We start from the raw sequence: 24,643 nt of genomic DNA on the forward strand, positions 1-24,643 counted from the left end.
TCCCGGCGCCATTCGCCGGTTCGTGTGAAACCGACTTGTACGCTGGGGGAGACCCCGCGTCGGCGGGACGATCACGAGGGAGCAACATGCGCGTCGCCGCCGACACCGTGCGGGCCATCGAGTCCGTCTTCGCCGAGCGGCTCGCGGACGGCACCGCGCCAGGTTCGAGCTGGGCCGTGTTCGATCGTGATGGCCTGATCGAAGCCGGGGCTTCGGGCTCCGCGGAGCTCGCCGGGGCGACGAAGGCATCCGGCCCAGACACGCTCTTCCGCATCGCGAGTTGCACCAAGAGCTTCACCGCTGCCGGACTGCTGCTGCTCCGCGATCGGGGACTCCTCGACCTCGACACCCCGGCGAACGCATTCGTACCCGAGTTCTCGCCCCGGAATCCGGGTGGTCTCGACGTCGCGCCGACCGTCCGCATGCTCATGACGATGTCGGGCGGGCTGCCGACCGATGACCCGTGGGCCGACCGCGAGGAGTCGATGACGCCCGAGGAGTTCCGTGCGACGCTCGCCGCGGGCATCCGCTGCGTCACGATCCCCGGCACGGCGCTCGAATACTCGAACCTGGGATACGCGGTGCTCGGTCAGGTCGTCGAGCGGGTCTCGGGGGTCGCGTTCACCGAGTTCGTCGCACGCGAACTCATCGACCCGCTCGGGCTCGACGTGCGATTCGAGCGGCCCGAGAGTGCGGAGCCGTCGGTCGCGATCGGCTACCGGAAGGTCGATGGCGAGGGGTGGCGCGCGCTCCCGTTCACCGGGCCGGGCGTCTTCTCGGCCATCGGCGGACTCTTCGCCTCGGCCAGGAGCCTCGCGGCGTGGGCGGCCTGGCTCGCCTCGGCCTGGGAAGGCGATGAACGCGGCCCGCTCAGCGCGGCCAGCCGGCGCGAGATGCAGCAGCTCACGCGAGTCGCCGCGAAACGTCACGGCCCTCCGGCGATGCCGGGCACGCAGGTCGCGCCGACGCCGACGGTGTACGGCTACGGTTTCGGGCTCTTCGTCGAGCTCGATGAGCGGTTCGGCGCGATCGTGTCGCATTCGGGCGGCTATCCGGGATTCAGTGCGCACATGCGCTGGCACGCCGCATCCGGCCTGGGGGTCGTCGCATTCGAGAACGCGACGTACGCCAGGGTCTCCCAGGGTGCCGAGGTCGCGCTTGCGATCGTGCTCGAGGCGGCCGAGCGCAGCGGCCCCGTGTCGGCGGCCCCCGTTCCGTGGCCCGAGACCCACGAGGCATCCGTCGCGCTGAGCCGGCTCGTGAACGAGTGGTCGGATGCCGCGGCCTCGGCCGTGCTCGCGGTGAACGTGGGGCTCGACGTGCCCTACGACGAGCGCCGCGCCGCGATCGAAGCTGCTTGGGCCGCTGTCGGCGGGCGCACCGAGGCGAGCACGACGCCCGTCGGTGCGACGTGCGACTCGCCCGATCACCTCGTGTGGTTCCTACCCGGCGCGACCGGGCGGCTCAGGGTCGAGGTGCGGATGACCCCGCTCGCCGCGCCCAGGGCGCAGACATTCATCGTTCGGGTTGAAGACCCCGAGGCATCCGTCGCCTGATCAGAAGTCGAGCGTGTCGCCCGGCTCGAGCGGTAGGTACTCGCCGCCGCCCTGCTGGGTCGCCCAGGCCAGTCGTGCGTTCGAGAGCGCCTTGCCGGCGCGCGAGAGCACCATCTCGTGGGTCGGGAACGCCCGCCGCGGCGCGATCTCGACGACGTAGTCCATCGCCTCGCCGATCTTCATCCATGGAGCGCCGGCCGGCGCGGCGAGCACCTCGACGGGCACGCCGGGCACGGTGAACGAATCGCCGCCGTAGTAGAGGGCGTCGTTCACGAGCACACCGAGGTTGTCGACGAGCGGGATCGACGCATGGATGAGCGCGTGCCGCCCGCCGAAGAACCGCAGCCGGAACGGCCCGACCTCGATCGTGTCGCCCGCAGCGACGACCTCGATCGGAAAGTCGGCGGCCACCGCGGCGACGCCCGCAGGGCCGAAGATGCGCACCTCGGGATCGGCCTCGATGATGCGCGTGAGTTGCTCGGGCGTCCAGTGATCGTCGTGCTGGTGCGTGATCACGACCGCGACGGTGCCGGCCGACTCGGTGATCGGCGTCGTGAACTTGCCCGGGTCGACGTAGAGCTTGTCGCCGGAGTCTTCGATGACGAGCGCGGCATGTTCGAGTTTCGTGAGACGCATGTTCCGAGCCAACACCGCGCGCGGTCTGCGCGCAAGCCGTGCGCCTGCCAGAATCTCTCCATGCCCAGCGCTCCCAAGCGACTCATCGTCGCGATCAATCCAGCAGCCTCGTTCGGTCGCAATCGCGCCGTCGGGCCCGCGGTCGCGCAGCGGCTGATTCGCGAGGGGTACGAGGTCTCCGAGCTCCGCGAGGCCAACTTCGAACTGCTTCGCCGCGAGGTCGAGTCGGCATTCGCGCTCGGCACCGACGGCGTGATCGTGGTCGGCGGCGACGGCATGGTGTCGCTCGGCGTGAACCTCATCGCGGGCACCGGCGTGCCCCTCGGCATCGTCGCCGCCGGCACGGGCAATGACCTGGCACGCGGGCTCGGACTCGCAGTCGACGACCCGGCCGCGGCGACCGAGGCGCTCGTTGCCGCCCTCGGCCGGGAACCCCGGGCGATCGACGCCGGCGTCATCCGCCACGGCGAGTTGACCACCTGGTTCGTCAGCGTGGTCTCGGCCGGCTTCGACGCCGTCGTCAACGAGCGGGCGAACGGGATGGTCCGGCCCAGGGGCCCGAGCCGGTACACGCTCGCGATGGTGCGCGAACTCGTGACGTTCCGCCCTCGCAGCTATGCGATCACGGTCGACGGAGTGCGCCGCGAGCAACGCGCGATGCTCGTCTCCGTCGCGAACAACTCCTCGATCGGCGGGGGCATGCGCATCGTGCCGCACGCCGACCTCACCGACGGACTGCTCGACGTGTTCATCGTGCATCCGCTGTCGCGGGCGGGGCTCGTCGCCGTCTTCCCGAAGGTGTTCGCGGGCCGGCACACCGATCATCCGGCGGTCGAGTTCCTCACCGCCCGCGCCGTGCGCATCGAGGCCGACGACATCGTCGCCTACGCCGACGGCGAGCGCATCGGGCCGTTGCCGATCGACATCGAGATCGTGCCCGGCGCGGTCTCCGTCTTCGCCTGAGAGAGCCGCGAACAACCCCCTCGAGCGCGCGGATGTCGCCGCTGCCGCGATTTTGCGGCGGCCCTGAAGCTGTGTCATACTCTTCAAGTTGTCGATTCGGCCCCATCGTTTAGCGGCCTAGGACACCGCCCTCTCACGGCGGCAGCGCGGGTTCAAATCCCGCTGGGGTCACGCATGTGACAAGCGACAACCACTCGAGTGCCTTCGCTTCCGCGAGGGCATTCGGCGTTTCCGGCGTCGTTCCGCTGCGCGGGGTCGTCTGCGCGGGCACGGACACGCGAACGGCGCTGCGGTGCGACATCCGTTCGATGCCGCACCGCAGCGGCTGCTCAGTGGCGGATGCCGCTGCCGACGAGCTCGGGCGCCGCGTCGTCTTCGAGCCCGAGACGGGCGTCGGGCTCGGGGGCTGGCTCGGGAACAGCGACGCCGTCGTGCACCTCGTGCAGGCGGACCTGGTGGTATGACATCCGGTCGATGAGTGCGAGGGCGAGCGCCGACAGGATGAAGACGCAGTGGATGATGACCTGCCACATGACGCCCGTGGGCGTGTACTTCTCGCCGTCTTCGGTCGTTCCGCTGGCGGTCATGCCGCCGACCTCGATGAAGGTCTTCAGCAGGTGGATCGACGAGATGCCGACGATGGCCATTGCGAGCTTGACCTTGAGCACGTTCGCGTTGACGTGACTCAGCCACTCGGGCTGGTCGGGGTGTCCGTCGACCTTGATACGTGAGACGAACGTCTCGTAGCCGCCGATGATGACCATGATGAGCAGGTTCGCGATCATGACGACATCGATGAGTCCGAGCACGAGCAGCATGATCTGGGCCTCGGTCAGCGGATGCGGGTCGAAGAAGACCCCTTCGACGAGGTGCCACAGCTCTTTGAGGAAGACCACGACGTAGATGGCCTGTGCGACCATGAGGCCGAGATAGAGCGGGGCTTGCAGCCATCTGCTCGTGAAGATGAGCAGGCCGACGGCTCTCGACCACGGGGCGATGCGGTATTCGGACCGGGCGGGCGGTGGCGTCTTCGTGGCGCTCAAGGTCTCTCCTCGGATCGGGGGTTCGAGTCTACGGCGCACTCGTGTCGGCTAGACTCGCCGAAGCGAAGGGGAGTATCCCGCGAGGCCCGGCCTCGACCCACGATCGTCAGTACGAGCGCCGTCGTCGCCGCTCCGGGCGTGGGACCTGCGAGAGCAGCAGTGGGAGAGACTTTCGGATTCCGCTGTCCCCGCATTCCGAAAGGCACAACGTGCTCGATCTTCCCATCTGGTTCGAAGTCGGTTCCCTGGTCGTCTTGACGCTGATCCTCGTCGGCGACCTGTTGCTCGTGCTGAAGCGACCCCACGTGCCCTCGGTCAAGGAGTCGTCGCTCTGGGTCGCGTTCTACGTCGCGCTGGCGCTCGTCTTCGCCGGGCTCATGTTCGTGCTCGGCGACGCAGAGCACGGTGGCCAGTTCCTCGCCGGCTGGCTGACGGAGTACAGCCTCTCGATCGACAACCTCTTCGTCTTCGTCATCATCATGGCGAAGTTCTCGGTGCCGAGAAAACTGCAGCAAGAGGTGCTCATGGTGGGCATCATCATCGCCCTCGTGCTGCGCGGCATCTTCATCCTCCTCGGTGCCTCGCTCATCGAGAACTTCTCGTGGATCTTCTACATCTTCGGCGCGTGGCTCGTCTGGACCGCGATCCAGCAGGTGCGCGACAGCCACGAAGACGACGACAGCGACACCTTCATCGTGCGCATCCTGCGCAGGCGGGTCGCGATCACCGACGAGTACGACGGCGTCAAGCTCCGCACGGTCATCGACGGCAAGCGGTTCTTCACGCCGATGCTCATCGTCTTCGTCGCGATCGGCACGACCGACCTGCTCTTCGCGCTCGACTCGATCCCCGCGATCTTCGGCATCACCCAGAGCCCGTTCATCGTATTCACGGCGAACGTGTTCGCGCTCATGGGCCTGCGTCAGCTGTACTTCCTGCTTGGCGGTCTGCTCGAGCGCCTCGAGTACCTCAAGTACGGCATCGCGTTCATCCTCGCCTTCATCGGCGTCAAGCTCGTGCTGCACGCGATGCACGTCAACGAGTTGCCGTTCATCAACGGCGGTGAGCACATCGAGTGGGCACCCGAGATCTCCACCTGGATGTCGCTCGGCGTGATCCTCGCCGCGATGGCGGTCGCGACGGTCGCGAGCCTCATCAAGGCCCGCGTCGATGCGAAGTCGCGGGGCCACAAGCTCATGGACGAGGTGCCGCACTTCACCGAGGATTCGCACCCCGACGGTCACTGAGACGATCGCCCCGGGCCGCAGCCGGGCGAGCGGTATCCACAGGCGTCGTCACGATGGCGCGGGAGTTGCTAGCGTTGAGAGTCGGCGTCCGGATGCTTCGTCGCGGCCGCCGCCCGCTTTCCCACTCGATCGAGGAGAACCGTGCCAGGTGATGGCGAGGGCGTCGTCGCCCTGACGCGCGGCGCTGCGCTCATCGCGCATAGCGCGCGCACTGATGTCGGGCGCGTGCGCAGTGTCAACGAGGATTCGTTCCTCGCCGAAGCGCCCGTCTACCTCGTGGCCGACGGCATGGGCGGCCACGCCCGCGGTGACGCGGCGAGTCGTGCGGTGATCGACACCTTCTCGCGTCATCTCGAGTTCGGTGTGCCGTCGTCGCCCGAGCAGGTGCTCGATGCCATTCACAGTTCCAACGACGCGGTTCGCGCGTTGAGCGAGGCCGGCGAAGAGGGCACCGCGGTCGCGGGCACGACACTTTCGGGCATTGCGTTGGTCGACGCCGGTGACGGTGCGGGGTTCCACTGGATGGTCTTCAATATCGGCGACTCGCGGGTCTACGCGTGGGACGGCCGCACCCTCGAGCAGCTGAGCGTCGACCATTCGGCGGTGCAAGAGCTAGTCGATGCCGGTCTCATCAAAGCTGAAGACGCTGAACGCCACCCCGAACGCAATGTCATCACGCGCGCGCTCGGAGCCGACGAGTTCGTCGACCCCGACGTGTGGTTGATCCCGGCGGCGGGCCGGCAGGTCTTCCTCGTGTGCAGCGACGGCCTCTCCAAAGAAGTCGACGACCAGTCGATCGCCCACATCCTCGCGGGCGACACGGGCCACGCGGCGGGCCTCGCAGGCGAACTCGTCGACGCGGCCCTCGCCCACGGCGGTCGTGACAACGTGACGGCGATCGTCGTCGAGTCCGTGCTCGGATCCGACGACGACGATGACGAGACGACGCGCGACCGGCGCGGCAGGCTTTCGAGGGCGGCCGAAGACACGCGGCCGCGCACCGGGGGAGGCGGAGATGGCGACCTACCGGCATGATCCAGCGGGCAAGTGGTTCGCTGCAGTTCGTGGCGGCGTGATCCTCGTCGTTCCCGCCGATGCCGTGGGGCAGCTCGCCGAGCTCTGGCCCGGGTTCGGTTCGGGCGACCCGACACCGCTCGTGCTCGATCGCCTCACCGCGAAGGGACTCGCGGCGACCCCGTCGTTCGCACTCGTGGTGCGAGACGAATCGACCGGCTCGGCACGCGTCGTCGTGCGCGGACCGATCACCGTGCGCTCGGCCTCGGGCGAGATCCACGATGCGGGAGTGTCCACCTGGGTCGAGCGCGTTCTCGACGGGGCTTCCGAGATCTCGGTCGTCGTCGAGGGCGGCACGGATGCCTCGTCGGAGCCGCTGCCCGTCATCGAGGCCGTGGTGTCTGTGCGATCGGTGGTGTCCGACGGCATCGAGCCGGTCGCCCCCGAGCAGCCGAGCGTCTCTCCGGCGGCGGCATCCGGAGCCGGCCCTGTTCCCGGCCCCGCCACGAGTGCTGCGCCGAAAGTGCAACCCGACCTCCCGCTGCCTGCCCCGGCTGTTTCGGGAGCACCCGCACGTGTGACCGCGCCCGTCGAGCTCACGATGGTGCCCGACGAAGAGACCGTCGCCGGTGCGTCGTCCTCGTTCGCGCAGGGCCTGCCCGCCGGCCCGCGCCCTGCAGGCCTGCCGCCTGTGCCGGCCGCGATGACGCCGGCCCCGGTGATGTCGGCCGCGATGACGCCGGTCCCGGTGATGCCGGCCCCGGTGATGCCGGTCGCCGAGGTCGACGGCGACCACGACGGCATGACGGTGGCGAGCATCGACATCCGCCGTCTCCGCGAGGCGCGTGCGGGCCGTGAGGCGGTCGTGACTCCCGCTGGAGGTGCCCCCGCCGCATCGTCAGCACAGGCAGAGGCGAGCATCAGGATGCCGGACGGAACGCTCGAATCGATCGGCCACGAGGTCGTGCTCGGGCGTGCGCCGAGTGTCAGCAAGGTGTCGGGTGGCCGCATCCCGCGCCTCATCACCATCGGCCTCGGCGACCCCGACATCTCACGCAGCCATGTGCGACTCGCCCTCGAAGGCGACACCGTGGTGATCACCGACCTGCACTCGCGCAACGGTACCCATGTCGTGGCGCCGGGCAAGCCGCCCGTGAAGCTGCGCTCGGGCGAACCGACCCCGGTACTCACCGGCACCGTCGTCGACCTGGGCGGCGGCTGGACCATCCAGATCGTGGGCGGCTGATGCGGCGAGCCCCATCGACGCCGCCCGAGTTGCCGGGCTACGCCCCGCTCGGCCTGCTCGGATCAGGCGGCTTCGCCGACGTCTTCCTCTTCGAACAGAAGCTGCCGAGGCGCAAGGTCGCCGTCAAGGTGCTGCTCGCCGAGGGCCTCGGTCGCGACACCAAGGCGCAGTTCGTCGCCGAGGCGAACCTGATGGCCCAGCTGTCGGCGCATCCGTTCATCGTCACCATCTTCCATGCCGACGTCTCGGGCGACGGCCGCCCGTACTTCGTCATGGAGTACTGCTCTGGGCCGAGCCTCGCCGAACGATACAAGCGCCAGCCGCTCTCGATCGAAGACGCCCTGCGCACGGGCGTGCGTCTGGCCGGCGCGATCGCCACTGCGCACGCGGCGGGCATCCTGCACCGCGACATCAAGCCGGCGAACGTGCTCACCAACGACTACGGCTGGCCTGCGCTGACCGACTTCGGCATCTCCTCGAACCTCGAGGGCGAGCTGCCCGTGCACACGATGACGTTTCCGTCCGAGTCGTCGTCGACCGCCTCCGGCCAGTCGGCCGTGGGCATGAGCGTGCCGTGGTCGCCACCCGAGATGTTCGAAGACGACCCGAGGCCCGACACTCGCAGCGATGTGTTCTCGCTCGCGGCCACGGTGCACACGCTCGTCGCAGGTCGCACGCCCTTCGAGATCCCCGGACGCTCGAACGGATCACTCGATCTCATCGGCCGCATCGAACGTGGTGCGATCACGCCGATGGACCGCTCGGACGTGCCGCGCAGTCTCGCCGCGGTGCTCGCCAAGGGCATGTCCACACGCCGTGACGACCGCTACCCGAGCGCCGTCGAGTTCGCTCGCGCGCTGCAGCGGGTCGAGCTCGAACTCGGGTACGCCGCCACGACGATCGAGGTGCCGAACCTCGCGAGCGCTCCGAGCGAGGCGGAACCCGACGATGACGATGACGATGCGACGCGGGCGCGCTCGGTGCGCACGGTCGACGCGCAGGCGTCGCGGTCGGCGACGCCGGTCAGTCCCGCTCCGGTTCGCGGCGCGCCGGCCGTCGCCGCCGACGACGACGATGCGACCCGCGCTCGTTCGCCGCAGCGGATCAACGCCCAGGCGCCGTCGGGCGGCGCCGCGATGAGTACGGCCGGCGACGTGGCCGATGAGGGAACCGTGGTGCGCGGCGTCGTGCGCGATGTCGTTCCCGACTCGACGATCGTGCGACCGACCGGTGCCCCGGGCTCGACTGCGAGTCGTCAACTGAGCGGTGCGGAGTCGACGATCGTGCGGCCGGCCGATGCAATGACCGGTGCCGCGCGCGAGCCTGCCGCCACGGCGGTGACCCGCCGGAATCGACTGGGGATCATCGTGGGCATCGCCGCCGCCGTCGTGATCGCGGCGGTCATCGGCATCGCGATCGCGCTGTCGGGCACGGTGAACACTCCGCCGGTTGTCGAGTCGTCGAATCCGGGTGGCGGCAATGCGCTGATCCCGGGGGCCGTACCAGCCGCGGTCGTCTCGACCGGTGTCGCGAGTGCAGACGGCACGAGCGTGACCTTCCAGGTCTCCCACAGCGGATCGGTCGATGGCGACAGGTACCGCTGGACCCTGTCCGACGGGTCCGGGGATCCGCAGGTCGCCGATGGTCCGTCCATCGTCGTCGAAGACGTCGTGGCCGGCGCACGCACATGCATCGACGTGCAGGTGCAGCGCGGCAGCAAGACCTCCGACCCCACGACGGGCTGCACCCCATGAGGCCGCTTCGCGTCGAGTACTGCGGGGAGTCGTACACCGTCGAGGTGGGCGCCCCCTTCACGATCGGGCGCGAATCCGACCTCACGATCGACGACAATCCGTACCTGCATCGGACCTTTCTCACGCTCTCCTCGGAGTTCGGCCTCTGGTGGCTCTCGAACGTCGGCCAGATCCTCTCGGCGACGATCTCCGACGCGACGGGCAGCGTGCAGGCGTGGCTCGCCCCGGGCGCGAAGCTGCCGCTCGTCTTCCAGACGGTTCACGTGATGTTCAGCGCCGGCGCGACGACGTACGACTTCACGGTGCATGCCGAAGAGGACTTCTACAACACCTCGCTCACCGCTGCAGCGGCCGACGGCGGCACGACGATCCTGCCCGTGACCCTCACCTCGAGTCAGCGGCTGCTCGTCGTCGCGCTCGCCGAGAACGTGCTGGCCCAGCCCGCCGGCGGGCGTGCGCTCGTGCCGAGCTCGGCTGCAGCCGCCGCGAGACTCGGCTGGAGCATGACGACGTTCAACCGCAAACTCGACAACGTCTGCGAGAAGCTCGACCGCATCGGTGTCGACGGCCTGCGCGGTGGGCGGGGCAAGCTCGCCACCAACCGTCGCGCGCGACTCGTCGAGTATGCGGTCGCGACGCGGCTCGTGACCACCGACGACCTCCCTCTTCTCGATGCTGCTCGACGCGATGCCGAGCAGCAGACCGGCGAGTGACGCCACCGGTCTTCGCCTGAGGACGCCACGTCTTCGCCCGACGCCACGGAGCGTCACGGGGAGTTCTCCCCATGTGTCGTCGCAGGTCGATCGTGTTACCGTGTACCCCGGTGTGGGGTCAGGCTCGGCGCCAGTCATGAGTCGACCAGAATCAGGGGAGTGGCGGTTTGGGTACCTTCACATCGTGGGTGCGCACGCGCAAGGCCGCCGCATCCACTGTCGCCATCACTCTGCTCGCCGGCATTCCGCTCACCTTCGCGGTGCTGCATCAGGGGTTTCCGGTCACCGATGTCGATCTCGACGCTCGTGAAGTGTGGGTCACCAACGGCAAAGAGCTGCTCGCGGGTCGACTGAACCGGCAGATCGAAGAGTTGAACGCTGCGGTGAACACCGCCTCGAACTCGTTCGACGTGTTGCAAGATGGCGATGACGTCTTCCTCTACGACGAGAGCCTCGGGTCGATCGAGCGCATCGATCCGGCATTCACGACGCTCGGTCAGGGCATTGCAGTGCCGCCCGGTTCAGAGGTGGCGTACGGCGGTGACACGCTCGCGATCCTGTCGCCGAAGGGCGAGCTCTGGGTCACGGGCGCCGCCGGCGAACTGCAGTTGAACCCGGCAGATACCAAGCCCTCGGCGAAGCTCGGTGAGGGCTCGCACGTCGCGGTGTCGAAAGACGGCGTCGTGTACGCGAGTTCGATGAAAGAGGATCAGCTCGCGCGCATCGCGTCGCCCGGTGCGAAACCCGAGCTGAGCGACCTCCCTTCGATCGACGAGCACCAACTCTCGGTCGTCGGCGACGAACCCGTCGTGCTCGATCTCGACCAGAACCGGCTGATCGTCGACGGTTCGCCGCGAGAACTCACCGAGAACGCGCTGAGACTCCAGCAGGTCGGCGCCGAGAACGACTCCGTCTTGCTCGCCACGGGTGCCGGGCTGTTGCAGGTGCCATTCGCTGGCGGCGACCCTGAGTTCATCCCGGCCGACATCGACGTGCCCATCAGTTCCCCTGATGAGGTGTCGAGTCCCGTCTGGCTCGACGGATGCGCCCACGGCGCGTGGGCAGGGGCGGGCCAGTACGTGAACGCGTGCGACGACGGCGAGCCGTCGGCCCAGTCGATCGAGCAAGCCACCAAGGGTTCGCATCTCGAGTTCCGGGTGAACCGCAACGTGATCGCCCTGAACAACCTGTCGAACGGCAACGTCTGGCTCGTCGACTCGAACATGCGTCTCGTCGACAATTGGGACGAGGTGACTCCGCCCGATGAGACCGAGACCGAAGAGGGCGAAGAGAAGGCCTCGCAGCAGACCTTCGAAGACACGCTCGCCGAACGCAGCGAGACCAATCGTCCGCCGACGGCGCGCGATGACACCTTCGGAGTGCGGCCCGGTCGCACCACCCTGCTCGAGGTGCTCGAGAACGATACCGACCCCGACGGTGACGTGCTGACCGTGACGAACGTGAGTGAGATCGGTGAGCAGTCGGGCCGACTCGAGGTCATCGACGGTGGCCGTGCACTGCAGTTCACCCCGGCGCCGGATGCCGCGGGCACGGTGTCGTTCCAGTACACGGCCGACGACGGCCGTCTCGGCGTCGCGCAGGCACATGTCGACGTCACGATCCGGCCGACCGTCGAGAACAATGCCCCGGTTGCGCTGCGTGCGGGTGCGATCAGTGTCGAGCAGGGCAAGTCGATGGGCTACAACGTGCTCAGCGACTGGCTCGACCCTGACGGCGACGACGTGTACCTCGTCAGTGCGTCACCGACGAGCGGCGACTCGGTGCGCTTCGCGCCCGACGGCTTCGTCACCTTCGAGCACAAGACCGGCGAACTCGGCACGAAAGAGGTGCAGTTCGTCGTCTCGGACGGCATAGTGACGTCTGCCGGGGTACTGACGGTCGATGTCAAAGAGACGGGTGCGTTGAACCCGGTCGGCACACCGGACTTCGCCGAGGTGTTCGCCGGTGAGGCGGTGATGATCGAGCCGCTCGTCAACGACCTCAGCCCTTCCGGCGAACCATTGGCGCTGCTCGGCATCGAGCAGACGCCGACGGGGGCATCGGTCACGCCGAACCTCGAGCGCGGTGCCATCGCCTTCTCCTCCGACCAGGTCGGGAGCCACATCTTCATCTACAACCTGGGTGCCGGGGCCGCGACGAGCGTCGGTCTCGTACGGGTCGACGTGAAAGAGGTGCCGCAGGAATCGCCGCCGCCGATCGCCGTGAAAGACACCGCGTACCTTCGCCCGGGCGAGCCGACGACGCTCGCGATGCTGACCAACGACGTGTCGCCGAGCGGGCGAGTGCTCGCCGTGCAAACAGTCGACACCGAGGCATCCGGTGATCTGCTCTCGGTCGAGGTGCTGAACAACTCGGTCGCCCGCATCACGGCGTCAGAGGCGCTCACCGAGCAGCTCCAGTTCGGGTACACCGTCTCCGACGGCATCGCGAGTTCGACGACGACCGTGACGGTCGTGCCCGTGCCGCCGCTCGTCAAGCACCAACCGCCCGTCGCCACCGAAGACGCGGTCACGGTGCGCGCCGGTGACATCGTGACCGTGCCGGTTCTCGACAACGACTACCACCCCGACGCCGCTCCGCTCACCCTCGATCCCGAGCTCGTCGAGGTCAGCGGCGCCGGTGGCCTCGCCTTCACCGCCGATGACACGGTGCGCTACCAGGCGCCCGACGAACCCGGCGTGTACTCCGTCTCCTACCGCGTCACCGATGACTACGAGCAGTCGGCGACTGCCGCGGTGCGCTTCACGGTCGTGGCTCCCGACGCGAAGAACAACCGCGCGCCTCTCCCGCTCCCGCTGACCTCGCGCACCTTCGAGGGCGCAGCGGTGAAGATCGACATCCCGCTCGACGGACTCGACCCCGACGGCGATTCCGTCTCGCTCGTCGGCATCACGACGCCCCCGTCGCTCGGCAAGATCGTCGACATCGGCAGCACCCACATCAGCTACGAGGCGTATGCCGGTTCGGCGGGCACCGAGTCGTTCACATACGAGGTCGCCGACACGGGCGGCAAATCGGCGACGGGTACGATCCGCATCGGCGTGATCCCGCGACCGACGGAGACGCTTCCGCCCAACGCCGTCGATGATGTCGTCGAGCTTCGTCCGGGTCGGCGAGCGGCGATCGACGTGCTCGCGAACGACTCCGATCCGAGCGGCTACCCGATCAAGGTGCAGAAGAAGCTGCCCGAGGTCGGTGCGGGCCTCACCGCGAGCGTGAAGAACAACCGAGTGCTGGTCGAGGCACCCGACGCCGAGGGCGGCAACTCGGTGCGCTACGAGATCACGAACGGCCACGGCGGTGCCGATGGTGCGTTCATCCAGGTGCTCGTGACCGAAGATGCGAAGATCGAACCGCCGACCGCGCGCGATCAGGTCGTCGAGCCGAAACAGGTCGTCGACAAGGCCACCGTGACCGTCGACCCCTTGGGCGACGCGCAGAACCCCGGCGGGCTCGTCGAAGATCTCGTGGTGAGCCTCGAGGGGCCGAATGCCGGGAATGCCGAGGTCAAGACCGACGGCACCGTCAAGGTCACGCCGACCTCGAAGCGCCAGGCGATCGCCTACCGTCTCACGAACGAAATCGACGAACTCTCGGCGATGGCCTTCATCATCGTTCCCCCGAGCACCGACCCCGACGACGACGAGAAGGCCGAGGAGGAGGCCTTCCCGCCGCCCTACCTCGCCGAGCTCGGCCCGCAGATCGTGCGCATGAACGGCACGATCTCGTGGAGCGTGGGCGACATCGTGATCGTGCCGTCTGGCAAGCCCGCCCGCATCCTCTCGGCGACCTCGACCAACGGCGACGGGTCGTCCCCGATGACGGATGCTTCGACGCTGACGTATACCCCGGCGAAGGACTTCCGCGGACAATCCGCAGTGACGTTCGAGGTCACCGACGGAGAGAACGCCAACGACCCGAAGGACAGGAAGGCGTTCCTGACGATTCCGGTCACGGTCGGCGATCCGAACTTCGAAGACGTGCCGCCGACCTTCACTCCGCGCACGGTGAAGGTCGAGGCCGGCGAGGCCGCGCAAGAGATCGATCTGCGTCAATCGAGCGGCCACCCGAGCGACAAGGTGCTGCAGGAGCTCTCGTACAACGGGCTGCAGGGGCAGAGCGCCGACTTCAACGCCGGTATCGGCGGTTCGACGTTGACGGTGGGTTCGCCGCTCGGCGTGCAACCCGGTACGAAGACGACCCTGACGTTCACGGTGGACTACAAGGAGTTCTCGGTGCCCGGTTCGATCGACGTCGAGGTCGTGAGCTCGTCGCGGCCGAAGGCGCAGGCTCGCGCCGACGGTCCGTTCGAGATGGAGCCCGTGAAGTCGAAGCTGATCGATGTGCTCGCCAACGACATCAACCCGTTCGAGGCCGAGGGCACGCCGTTGCGGGTCATCGACGCGCAGATCGACCAAGAGTCGGTGGGTTCGACGGCGAATGTGACCTTCACGTCGACGGGCATCACCGTGAAGACCGGCCCGAGCTTCACGGGCGAGTTGAGCGTCGTCTACCGTGTGCAAGACGGAACGAAAGACCCGTTGCGCGAGGTGACGGGCAGGGTCACGGTGATCGTTCGCGACCGGCCCGACGCGCCGAGCATCACGAGCATCTCGAGCGGCGACGGCTCCGTGAGATTGGCGTGGAAGGCCAACGCCACGAACAACTCACCAATCACCGGGTACATCGTGTCGGCTTCGCCGGCGGCAGGCGGACCGTGGAACTTCGGTGAAGGTGCCGCGGGCACCGCTCAGACCATCGATGGGCTCACGAACGGCACCGCGTACAGCTTCACGGTGCGAGCAGTGAACGAGAAGGGCACATCCGATGCGTCGAGCTCGAAGAGCGAGACGCCGTATGGCAAACCGACCGCGCCGCGCAGCGTCGGTCACGGTTCGATCGGCTATGCGCCGGCCGACGTCAGCGTCACTTGGAATGCGCCGTCCGACACGGGCGGTGGCGCGGTGGTGTACCGGACCAATCTCGACGGTGGCGGCTGGTCGGGCTACCAGAGCGGTGAATCGAAGACCTTCAGCAGTCTCGCTGCAGGCAATCACACCGTCGAAGTGCAGGCGAAGAACAACGGCAGCGGCAACACGGGCCCAGTTGCAAGTACGACGTTCGGTGTTGAGAGCAAGCCACCGCCGCAGTTCTCGGCGGACGTGTTCAAGGCCGGCTCGGCGCCGTACTGCTCCGGGTGCCACTACGTCGGCGTCGACTTCTCGAATCTGACCGCGGGCACCTACGACGTCGTCACCGAGGTGAACGGCAGCGACGGCAGCTTCTACATCGGCCGCTACAACCTCGGCAGCTCGGGCTCGCTCGTGCTCGAGAACGGGCTCGGCCAACGCAACAGCGATTCGATCCGCGTCCGATTCAGCCCTGTCGGCGGCGGCGCGACGAAGTACTCCGACAGCACGAGCAACTGGGACGGGCTTCCCGTTCGCGGCGGCAACCCCTGATACCCCTATACAGAGAGATGACCCGATGGCAGTGACACAGGAACAGGCAGACTGGTTCTCCGACGCCTTCGCGAAGCTCGTCGACAACGTCGACCAGGCGATCCTCGGCAAGCGCGAGGTCATCCGGCTCGTCGTGATGGCACTCCTCAGCGACGGCCACGTGCTGCTCGAGGATGTGCCGGGCACCGGAAAGACCGTGCTCGCCAAGGCACTCGCGAACACGCTCGACAGCACGAACTCGCGCATCCAGTTCACCCCCGACCTGCTGCCCTCCGATGTCACGGGTGTGACGATCTACGACCAGGGCAAGGGCGTCTTCGAGTTCCACAAGGGACCGATCTTCGCTTCCATCGTGCTCGCCGACGAGATCAACCGGGCGAGCCCGAAGACGCAGTCGGCGCTCCTCGAAGTCATGGAGGAGGCTCGAGTGACCGTCGACGGCGTGAGCCACGAGGTCGGCCGCCCCTTCATGGTCATCGCGACGCAGAACCCCGTCGAGCAGGCCGGCACGTACACGCTGCCCGAAGCCCAGCTCGACCGCTTCCTGATCAAGACCTCGCTCGGCTATCCCGATCACAACACCGCCGTCGCCCTGCTCCTCGACTCCTCGAACCGCGCCCGCGCGTCGAAGGTGTCGCCGATCATCGCGCCCGGTTCAGTGGCGGCGATGGCGCAACTCGCCTCCGAGGTGTTCGTCGATGCATCCGTGCTCGACTACCTGAACCACATCGTGACCGCGACGCGGAGCCATAAAGACTCCACCCTCGGCGTCAGCATGCGAGGTGCCCTCGCCCTCGCACGTGCAGTGAAGACCTGGGCGCTCTCGCAGGGGCGCACCTACGTGACTCCCGACGACGTACGCGAGCTCGCGGTGCCCGTGCTCTCGCACCGCATCATCGTCGATCCCGAGTCCGACTTCGCCGGGGTGACCGCCGAAGACATCGTGAGCCGCGTGCTCGTCGACATCGAGCCCCCGGCGTACCGCGCGGCATGAGCCGTACGACCGCCGCCGAACGCCCGGACGCCACTCCGCGCACGCCCTCGCAGACCGCCATCGCGGTGCGGGGTCTGTGGCGCGCCGTCGTCGGGGGAACGCGCAACGCCCTTCGCCTCGCGGGGCAGGCGCTTACGCGCGTCTTCGGGTTCGCCGCGCCCGTCACCCGAGTGGTCTCACCGACCGGCTGGCTGGTGTTCGCGGGCGCGGTGGTGGCATTCGCTCTCAGCCGCATCTTCGGTTGGGTCGAGTTCGGCTACGTCGGCGCGACGCTCATCGCCGCGCTCCTCGTGGCGGTCGTCTTCGTCTTCGGCCGCACCAACTTCGGGGTGCGCATCGAGCTGAACCCGCACCGCGTGGTCGCGGGGGAGCGGGCACTCGGCCGAATGGTCGTGACCAATGTGGCCGCGAAACCGTCCATCCCCTCGCGCATGGAACTGCCGGTCGGCGGCGCGACCGCCGAGTTCGTCATCCCGGTGCTCGCCCCGAACGCCGAGCACGACGAGCTCTTCGCCGTGCCGACGCACCGGCGCGCCGTCATCGTCGCCGGACCGGCGATCACCGTTCGCGGCGACCAGCTCGGGCTGCTGCGCCGAACCGTGCGCTGGACCGATGAAGTCGAGCTCTTCGTTCACCCCGTGACCGCGCGCCTCGCCCCCAGCGCGTCGGGCCTCGTGCGCGACCTCGAAGGTGAGATCACGAAGACCATCACGAATGACGACATCTCCTTCCACGCGCTGCGCTCCTACGAGCCCGGAGACGCGTTGCGCAACGTGCACTGGCGCACCTCGGCGCGCACCGGTCAACTCATGGTGCGTCAGTTCGAAGAGACGCGCCGCTCGCAGCTCACGATCGTGCACACGACCGATCGCGCGGCGTACGCCTCCGAAGACGAATTCGAGCTCGCCATCTCGATCACCGCGTCGATCGGCGTGCAGGTGGTGCGCGACGGCACGAACATGAGCATCGTGAGCGAACGGATGCCTCTCTCCACCGCCACCCCGATGGCACTGCTCGACGACTCGTCACGACTGACCGAGACATCCGGCGACCACCCGAACCTCCGCGACTTCGCGCGCGACTCGACGAAGCGACTGCCTGCGCCGAGCGTCGTGATGATCGTGGGGGGCTCTGCGGTGCCGCTGGCCGATTTCCGCGCGGCGGAGACCGTCTTCGGACTCGACACGCAGACCATCGGGTTCCGTGCCGAGTTCGGCGCACCGTCGCGCATCGCGAAGGTGTCGGGGCTCACGGTCGTCACGATCGGACAGATCGGCGATCTGCCTCGGGTGCTGCGGAGGGTACGGCCGTGACCGAGACCCTCACCCCGCCGTCGCCCGCACCCGTCGCACCCTCGCCGGCGCCCTCGACCGAGCAGGCGACCCGTGCGTTCCCGGTGCGTGCCTGGCCGGACGTCGCGATCCTCTCGATCCTCTCGCTCCTCGGTGTCATCGGCTACGAGACGTCGTTCGGCGACCACAACTTCCTCGTCGCAGGCATCGGCGGACTCGTCGTCGGCACCGCGTTCGGCGTGCTCGGCTACATGCTGCGACTCGGAGTCGTCACGAACGTACTCGCGGCGCTGCTCGGCTACTTCCTGTTCGGCAGTGTGCTCACGATGCCTGGCCAATCGATCATCGGCTTCGTACCGAGCGTCGAGAGCCTCGCGGGTCTCGCGCTCGGCGCGGTCTGGGGCTGGGCCGACATCGTCACCCTGCAGACACCGGTCGAGGCGCCCTATTACATTCCGGTCGTGCCCTACTTCGCGACCTGGCTCGTCGCGCTGGTCGGCACGATGCTCGCGAGCCGCTGGCTCGTCGTGCGGCGCACGCCGCTTCGGGCGAGCGTGCTGCTCATCGGCCCGGCGCTGCTCTTCCTGTCGGGCATCCTGCTCGGCACCGACGAGGCGTACTTCGCGGGCGTTCGCGGTGTCGCGTTCGCGGTGATCGCACTCATCTGGCTCGGATGGCGGCGGCAGGCCGCACCTTCGGCGAGCGAAGAGGGTGCCGCCCGGCTTCGCCGGCGCAAGGTCATGGGAACGGGAATCCTCGTCACGGGCGCCGTGCTCGTCGGAGCACTCGCCGGCACGGCGCTCGCGCCGACGCAGCCTGACCGCTTCGTGCTCAGGGAGGAGATCACGCCCCCGTTCGACCCGCTGGCCTTCCCGAGCCCGCTCGCGGGCTTCCGTGCGTACACGAAGGACCTCGCCGACACGCCGCTCTTCACGGTGACCGGTCTCGAACCCGGTGATGTCATCCGACTCGCGAGCATGGACTCTTACGACGGCAAGCTCTGGAACGTCGCCGGACCCGACGACATGGCCGCGAGCGATGGTGGATTCTCGCTCGTCGGCGAGAGCATCCCGTTGCCGGGGCTCATGCGGGCGGGTGGCGAACGTCGGGCAGAAGTCGAGGTCAGCTCCTACGACGACGTCTGGCTGCCGGGGGTCGGGTACCCGACCCGACTGGTCTTCGACGATCGCACGAGTTCCGACCGGGCCGGCGACCTCCGGTACAACCCGGCCACGGGAACGGCGGTGCTCACGAGCGGGGTCACCGAGGGCTATCGGTATTCGATCGACGCGACCGTGCAGCGGAGCATCGACGATGAAGACCTGATCGACACGCCACCCGCGCAGATCGACCTCCCGCCCATCGAGAACACGCCCGACGTCGTCGTCGCGAAGGCCCAGGAGTTCGCCGGCACGGCCGAGACGCCGATCGAGCAGCTCCGTGCCATCGAGACCGCCCTGAAGACGCAGGGATTCCTCAGCCACGGCCTCGCATCGGACTCGGTGCCGTCGCGCGCCGGCCATGGCGCCGACCGCATGATCGAACTCTTCACCCGATCGCAGATGGTCGGCGACGAAGAGCAGTACGCCTCGGCGATGGCGCTCATGGCGCGGTATCTCGGATACCCGTCGCGCGTGGTGATGGGGTTCGCCCCCGAGGTCGGCGAAGACGCCGAATCGGTCGAGGTCGTCGGCGACGACGTCACCGCCTGGGTCGAGGTCGCCTTCGATGAGACCGGCTGGGTGGCATTCCACCCGACGCCCGATGAGACCGACATTCCGCAGGATCAGACGCCCAAGCCGAAGTCCGAGCCGCAGCCGCAGGTGCGCCAGCCCCCGCGCAGCGACAACGAGGATGAAGACCTGCTGACGGCCGTGGAGATCGACGACAGCGACGACGAGAAGAAGGACCAGGGCTTCGTGATCCCGGCGTGGGCGTGGGTCACCGCCGGCGCCGTCGGCATCCCGCTCCTTCTCTTCTTCGGAACGATGTTCGTCATCGCGGCGATCAAAGCACGCCGTCGTCGCCGTCGTCGCACTCGCGGGCCGGGTGACCGGCGCGCCGCCGGTGCGTGGGACGAACTGACCGATGAGTTCGCCGAGCTCGGTTTCGAGGTGCCGCGCATCGGCAGTCGCCGGCAGGTCGCTGCTTCGATCGAACTGCAATTGCGAGAGCAGGGCCTCGGCGATGCGCGTGCAGCACACACGGACACGGGTCCGGTGCGTGTGGTGCGGGCGGATTCACCGGCGAGCAGCATCCGGGTCACGCCGTTGGCCGACGCCACCGATCGCGCCGTCTTCGGCGGTCAGGTCGTCGACGAGGCCGTCGTGGAGCAGAGCTGGAACGAGGCGCTCGAATCGGTCGGACTCGCGCGCGCGGCATCCGGCCGGTTACGTCGGTTCTTCAGCCGGTTCCGCATCCGCTCGAAGCGAGACTGGTCCAAAGTCGACATCTCTGGCGCGAAGCCCGCGGACGGTGCGAGGGCGGCGAAACCCGCGACGCCACCGCCCGCTGCGCCCGCAACAGGCTGAAATGCTCGCCGGGAGGCTTGACACGCTCGCTTAGAGTGGTGTCGTGGAACACGAGGGGTTCATCGTTCCGCCTCCCGGTCTGATACCCGCCCCGGTCGAGGTTGCGCCCGATCCTGCCCAGACCGTGCGGTCGGCGAAGTTCCCCGTGTTCGTCCCGGCCGGCGCCCCGGCAGCGCGTCCCGACCCGGTCGTGCCCGCCGCCGAGGCGACTCCGCACGGGCCGTGGGTGCTCAGCCTCGCCGACGGGCAACGGTTCCAGGTCGGTGGATCGCTCGTCTTGGGCCGTGACCCGTCGCCCGTCGCGGTGCGGCCGCACGCTGCGCTCGTGCCCGTCGTCGATCCCGCGAAGTCGGTTTCCAAGACGCACGCGATCGTCGACCTCGAGGGTGCCGAACTCTCGATCACCGACCTGCACTCGACGAACGGCGTACTCGTCACCGACCCGCATGGTGTCGAACACGACCTCGCTCCCGGCGAACGCGTCGTGCTGGCGCCGGGTGCCCGCGTCGATCTCGGGTCGTTCGCGGTGGTGGTCGACCGGGCATGACCGGGGTGGTGCGTGGCGAGCCCGCCGATTCCGAAGTGTTAGCCTGAAGTGGTGCGCGCACGACGACTTCTTCTCCTTCGGTGCCGCGACGGGGCCTCGTTCTAAGGCCTTCCCCGTCGCGGAGTTCGTCGTCGGCTGACCTTTGAACTGAGGAAGAAGATCGCATGAATGCAGCACGCTCGAACAGTGCCGTCGCGACGGGCGAGCGCCCGCGCACCCTGGCCGAGAAGGTCTGGAACGCCCACCTCGTCAAGCAGGGCGAAGACGGCACTCCCGATCTCATCTACATCGACCTGCACCTCGTGCACGAGGTCACGAGTCCCCAGGCCTTCGACGGCCTGCGCGTTGCCGGTCGCCCGGTGCGCCGGCCCGATCTCACGATCGCGACAGAAGACCACAACACGCCCACCCTCGAGATCGACAAGCCGATCGCCGACCTCACGAGCCGTACGCAGATCGAGACCCTGCGACGCAACGCGGCCGAGTTCGGCATCCGGCTGCACTCGCTCGGCGACAAGGAGCAGGGCATCGTCCACGTCGTGGGGCCGCAGCTCGGTCTCACGCAGCCCGGCATCACGGTCGTGTGCGGCGATTCCCACACCTCGACGCACGGCGCATTCGGCGCGATGGCGTTCGGCATCGGCACGAGCGAGGTCGAGCATGTGCTCGCCACCCAGACCCTCCCCTTGAAGCCGTTCAAGACGATGGCCATCAACGTCGAGGGCACGCTGCGCCCGGGCGTCACCGCGAAAGACATCATTCTCGCGGTCATCGCGAAGATCGGCACCGGCGGCGGGCAGGGGTACGTGCTCGAGTATCGGGGACGCGCGATCCGCGCCCTCTCGATGGACGGGCGCATGACGATCTGCAACATGTCGATCGAGGCGGGCGCACGCGCCGGCATGGTCGCACCCGATGCCACGACCTACGAGTACCTCGAGGGCCGCGCTCACGCGCCCGAGGGTGCGGATTGGCACGAGGCCGTCGAGTACTGGGAGACCCTCGCGACCGACGAGGGTGCGCAGTTCGACGCCGAGGTCTTCATCGACGCCGACGCGCTGGAGCCGTTCGTCACGTGGGGCACGAACCCCGGCCAGGGCGTCTCGCTCTCAGAAGCGGTTCCCGACCCCGCGGCGATCGCCGACCAGCACGAACGTGCCGCAGCCGAGCGTGCGCTCGAGTACATGGCGCTCGCGCCGGGCACGCCGCTCAAAGAAATCAAGGTCGACGCGGTCTTCATGGGTTCGTGCACCAACAGCCGTATCGAAGACCTGCGTGCGTTCGCCTCGATCATCCAGGGCAAGCAGAAGGCCGACGGCGTGCGCGTCATGGTCGTGCCGGGTTCGGCCCGCGTACGCCTCGAGGCCGAGGCAGAGGGCCTCGACAAGATCATCACCGAGTTCGGGGCGGAATGGCGCTTCGCGGGCTGTTCGATGTGCCTCGGCATGAACCCCGACCAGCTCGCTCCCGGCGAGCGTTGCGCATCGACCTCGAATCGCAACTTCGAGGGCCGCCAGGGCAAGGGCGGTCGCACCCACCTCGTGTCACCGCTCGTCGCCGCGGCCACGGCGATCCGGGGAACACTCTCGAGCCCATGGGATCTGCAGACCGCAGGGGAGGAGCGCTGACCATGGAGAAGATCACCACCGTCACGGGCACTGCAGCCCCGCTGCGCCGTTCGAACGTCGACACCGACCAGATCATCCCCGCGGTGTTCCTGAAGCGCGTCACGAAGACCGGCTTCGAAGACGCGCTCTTCCACGCCTGGCGTCAAGACCCCGAGTTCGTGCTGAACCGCCCCGAGTTCCAGGGAGCGAGGGTGCTCATCGCGGGCCCCGACTTCGGCACGGGCTCGAGCCGCGAGCACGCCGTGTGGGCGCTGCGCGACTTCGGCTTCGACGTCGTCATCAGCTCGCGATTCGGCGACATCTTCCGTGGCAACTCGGGCAAGCAGGGCCTCCTCGCAGCGCAAGTCGCCTACGAAGACGTCGAACGGCTCTGGGAGGTCGTCGAGGCCGATCCGGGAATAGCCGTGACGGTCGATCTCGTTGAGCGAACTGTGGCCGTAGGGTCGCTCAGAGTGCCGTTCGACCTCGACGACTACACTCGGTGGAGGCTGCTCGAGGGGCTCGATGACATCGGGCTCACCCTCAGAGATGAACCAGCAATCGCCGAATTCGAGTCTCATCGAGAATCGTGGCGGCCGAAAACGCTCCCCATCCGGGAGCCGGCGGAATCAGGGAGTCTGTGAACACGATCGGGCAGGATGCAAAGAACCATGGAACGGCAGTCGGGTTGAACGTCGACAAGATCACGATCAACGGAGGCAAACCGCTTCGCGGACGCATCGAGTTGAAGGGCGCGAAGAACCTCGTCACCAAGGCGATGGTCGCAGCGATCCTCGGCGACACCCCCAGCGTGTTGAAAGACGTTCCGAACATCAGTGATGTGCGCATCGTACGAGGCCTCCTCGAGGTGCACGGCGTGACCGTCACCGACGGCCCCGTCGAAGGCGAGCTCATCCTCGACCCGTCGGCGGTCGAGACGGCGCACATGGCCGACATCGACGCGCACGCGGGTTCATCGCGCATCCCGATCCTGTTCTGCGGCCCGCTGCTGCACCGGCTCGGTGAGGCGTTCATCCCCGACCTCGGAGGCTGCCGCATCGGCGACCGTCCGATCGACTTCCACCTCGAGGTGCTGCGCAACTTCGGCGCCATCGTCGAGAAGCTGCCGAGCGGCATCCGCATGTCCGCCCCCGGCGGACTGCACGGGGCGAAGGTGTCGCTGCCGTACCCGAGCGTCGGTGCGACCGAGCAGGTGCTGCTCACTGCGGTGCTCGCCGACGGCATCACCGAACTCTCGGGCGCGGCCATCGAGCCCGAGATCATGGATCTCATCAACATCCTGCAGAAGATGGGTGCGATCATCACGGTCGACACCGACCGCGTCATCCGCATCGAGGGAGTCGAGAAGCTCGACGGCTACACGCACCGCGCGCTCTTCGACCGCAACGAGGCCGCGAGCTGGGCCGCTGCAGCCCTCGCGACCGACGGCGACATCTTCGTCGGCGGTGCGCGCCAGGCCGAGATGCTCACCTTCCTGAACGTCTTCCGCAAGGTCGGAGGCGACTTCGAAATCCAAGACGACGGCATCCGCTTCTTCCACCCCGGCGGCGAGCTCTCGCCCGTCATCATCGAGACCGACGTGCACCCCGGGTTCATGACCGACTGGCAGCAGCCGCTCGTGATCGCCCTCACGAAGGCGAAGGGCGTCTCGATCGTGCACGAGACGGTCTACGAGCAGCGCTTCGGCTTCGTCGACGCGCTCGTCGAGATGGGCGCATCGATCGAGGTGCACAAAGAGTGCCTCGGCGGTCGCCCGTGCCGATTCGGTCAGCGCAACTTCAAGCACTCCGCAGTCATCTCGGGCCCCACTAAGCTCACCGGAGCTGACATCGAGGTGCCCGACCTGCGCGGCGGCTTCAGCCACCTCATCGCGGCGCTCACCGCCGAAGGCCGGTCGACCGTGTCGAACGTCGGAATCATCGCGCGCGGCTACGAGGACTTCATCACGAAGCTCGAGTTGCTCGGGGCGGATTTCGAACTCGAAGGATAATGGGGG

Annotated in this window: 17 protein-coding genes and 1 tRNA gene; 16 read left to right on the forward strand and 2 right to left on the reverse strand. The window is 68.0% G+C overall.

Going from position 1 to position 24,643, the window contains the following annotated elements; all coding sequences use genetic code 11:
- Nucleotides 1–86 precede the first annotated feature (86 nt).
- Complete coding sequence (locus AC1C2S_RS16010; protein ID WP_495353597.1) at nucleotides 87–1,556, forward strand: serine hydrolase domain-containing protein; 1,470 nt, start codon at nucleotides 87–89, stop codon at nucleotides 1,554–1,556.
- Here AC1C2S_RS16010 and AC1C2S_RS16015 read toward each other — a convergent pair whose 3' ends face one another.
- The gene (locus AC1C2S_RS16015; protein WP_495353598.1) at nucleotides 1,557–2,192 is read right to left on the reverse strand and encodes an MBL fold metallo-hydrolase; all 636 of its coding nucleotides are present in this window, start codon (nucleotides 2,190–2,192) and stop codon (nucleotides 1,557–1,559) included.
- Between the two features lie 60 nt (nucleotides 2,193–2,252).
- On the opposite strand from AC1C2S_RS16015, the gene AC1C2S_RS16020 reads away from it, so the two are divergent.
- Nucleotides 2,253–3,155 (forward strand): diacylglycerol/lipid kinase family protein, encoded by a 903-nt coding sequence (locus AC1C2S_RS16020; protein ID WP_495353599.1) that lies wholly within the window; start codon nucleotides 2,253–2,255, stop codon nucleotides 3,153–3,155.
- 98 nt (nucleotides 3,156–3,253) lie between these two features.
- Nucleotides 3,254–3,326 (forward strand) — tRNA-Glu (locus AC1C2S_RS16025).
- Between the two features lie 158 nt (nucleotides 3,327–3,484).
- Here AC1C2S_RS16025 and AC1C2S_RS16030 read toward each other — a convergent pair.
- On the reverse strand, nucleotides 3,485–4,198 hold the full coding sequence (locus tag AC1C2S_RS16030; RefSeq protein ID WP_495353600.1) for a TIGR00645 family protein: 714 nt from the start codon (nucleotides 4,196–4,198) through the stop codon (nucleotides 3,485–3,487).
- A 209-nt stretch (nucleotides 4,199–4,407) separates the two neighbouring features.
- On the opposite strand from AC1C2S_RS16030, the gene AC1C2S_RS16035 reads away from it, so the two are divergent.
- From AC1C2S_RS16035 to murA, 13 genes are all read left to right on the forward strand, one after another.
- The gene (locus AC1C2S_RS16035) at nucleotides 4,408–5,445 is read left to right on the forward strand and encodes a TerC family protein (protein ID WP_495353601.1); all 1,038 of its coding nucleotides are present in this window, start codon (nucleotides 4,408–4,410) and stop codon (nucleotides 5,443–5,445) included.
- A 141-nt stretch (nucleotides 5,446–5,586) separates the two neighbouring features.
- Complete coding sequence (locus AC1C2S_RS16040; protein WP_495353602.1) at nucleotides 5,587–6,480, forward strand: PP2C family protein-serine/threonine phosphatase; 894 nt, start codon at nucleotides 5,587–5,589, stop codon at nucleotides 6,478–6,480.
- Entirely contained in the window at nucleotides 6,461–7,705 is a 1,245-nt protein-coding gene (locus tag AC1C2S_RS16045; protein WP_495353603.1) for an FHA domain-containing protein, read from the forward strand. The genes AC1C2S_RS16040 and AC1C2S_RS16045 overlap by 20 nt, the downstream gene beginning before the upstream one ends.
- The gene (locus AC1C2S_RS16050) at nucleotides 7,705–9,459 is read left to right on the forward strand and encodes a serine/threonine-protein kinase (protein ID WP_495353604.1); all 1,755 of its coding nucleotides are present in this window, start codon (nucleotides 7,705–7,707) and stop codon (nucleotides 9,457–9,459) included. The genes AC1C2S_RS16045 and AC1C2S_RS16050 overlap by 1 nt, the downstream gene beginning before the upstream one ends.
- Nucleotides 9,456–10,172, forward strand: coding sequence for a hypothetical protein (locus AC1C2S_RS16055; RefSeq protein ID WP_495353605.1), 717 nt, complete (start codon nucleotides 9,456–9,458; stop codon nucleotides 10,170–10,172). The genes AC1C2S_RS16050 and AC1C2S_RS16055 overlap by 4 nt, the downstream gene beginning before the upstream one ends.
- 167 nt (nucleotides 10,173–10,339) lie before the next feature.
- Entirely contained in the window at nucleotides 10,340–15,655 is a 5,316-nt protein-coding gene (locus AC1C2S_RS16060) for an Ig-like domain-containing protein (protein WP_495353606.1), read from the forward strand.
- A 25-nt stretch (nucleotides 15,656–15,680) separates the two neighbouring features.
- On the forward strand, nucleotides 15,681–16,649 hold the full coding sequence (locus AC1C2S_RS16065; RefSeq protein WP_495353607.1) for an AAA family ATPase: 969 nt from the start codon (nucleotides 15,681–15,683) through the stop codon (nucleotides 16,647–16,649).
- The gene (locus AC1C2S_RS16070; RefSeq protein WP_495353608.1) at nucleotides 16,646–17,962 is read left to right on the forward strand and encodes a DUF58 domain-containing protein; all 1,317 of its coding nucleotides are present in this window, start codon (nucleotides 16,646–16,648) and stop codon (nucleotides 17,960–17,962) included. The genes AC1C2S_RS16065 and AC1C2S_RS16070 overlap by 4 nt, the downstream gene beginning before the upstream one ends.
- The gene (locus AC1C2S_RS16075) at nucleotides 17,959–20,472 is read left to right on the forward strand and encodes a transglutaminase TgpA family protein (protein ID WP_495353609.1); all 2,514 of its coding nucleotides are present in this window, start codon (nucleotides 17,959–17,961) and stop codon (nucleotides 20,470–20,472) included. Before AC1C2S_RS16070 ends, AC1C2S_RS16075 begins: the two co-directional genes overlap by 4 nt.
- Nucleotides 20,473–20,515: 43 nt before the next feature.
- Nucleotides 20,516–21,019 (forward strand): FHA domain-containing protein, encoded by a 504-nt coding sequence (locus tag AC1C2S_RS16080; RefSeq protein ID WP_495353610.1) that lies wholly within the window; start codon nucleotides 20,516–20,518, stop codon nucleotides 21,017–21,019.
- A 164-nt stretch (nucleotides 21,020–21,183) separates the two neighbouring features.
- Nucleotides 21,184–22,647: a 3-isopropylmalate dehydratase large subunit gene (leuC, locus tag AC1C2S_RS16085; protein WP_495353611.1), complete on the forward strand. Its 1,464-nt coding sequence runs from the start codon at nucleotides 21,184–21,186 to the stop codon at nucleotides 22,645–22,647.
- A 2-nt stretch (nucleotides 22,648–22,649) separates the two neighbouring features.
- Nucleotides 22,650–23,270: a 3-isopropylmalate dehydratase small subunit gene (leuD, locus tag AC1C2S_RS16090; protein WP_495353612.1), complete on the forward strand. Its 621-nt coding sequence runs from the start codon at nucleotides 22,650–22,652 to the stop codon at nucleotides 23,268–23,270.
- Complete coding sequence (gene murA, locus AC1C2S_RS16095) at nucleotides 23,267–24,637, forward strand: UDP-N-acetylglucosamine 1-carboxyvinyltransferase (protein ID WP_495353613.1); 1,371 nt, start codon at nucleotides 23,267–23,269, stop codon at nucleotides 24,635–24,637. The genes leuD and murA overlap by 4 nt, the downstream gene beginning before the upstream one ends.
- Nucleotides 24,638–24,643 lie beyond the last annotated feature (6 nt).

The sequence above is a fragment of the Agromyces sp. Y782 genome, from assembly GCF_059445405.1.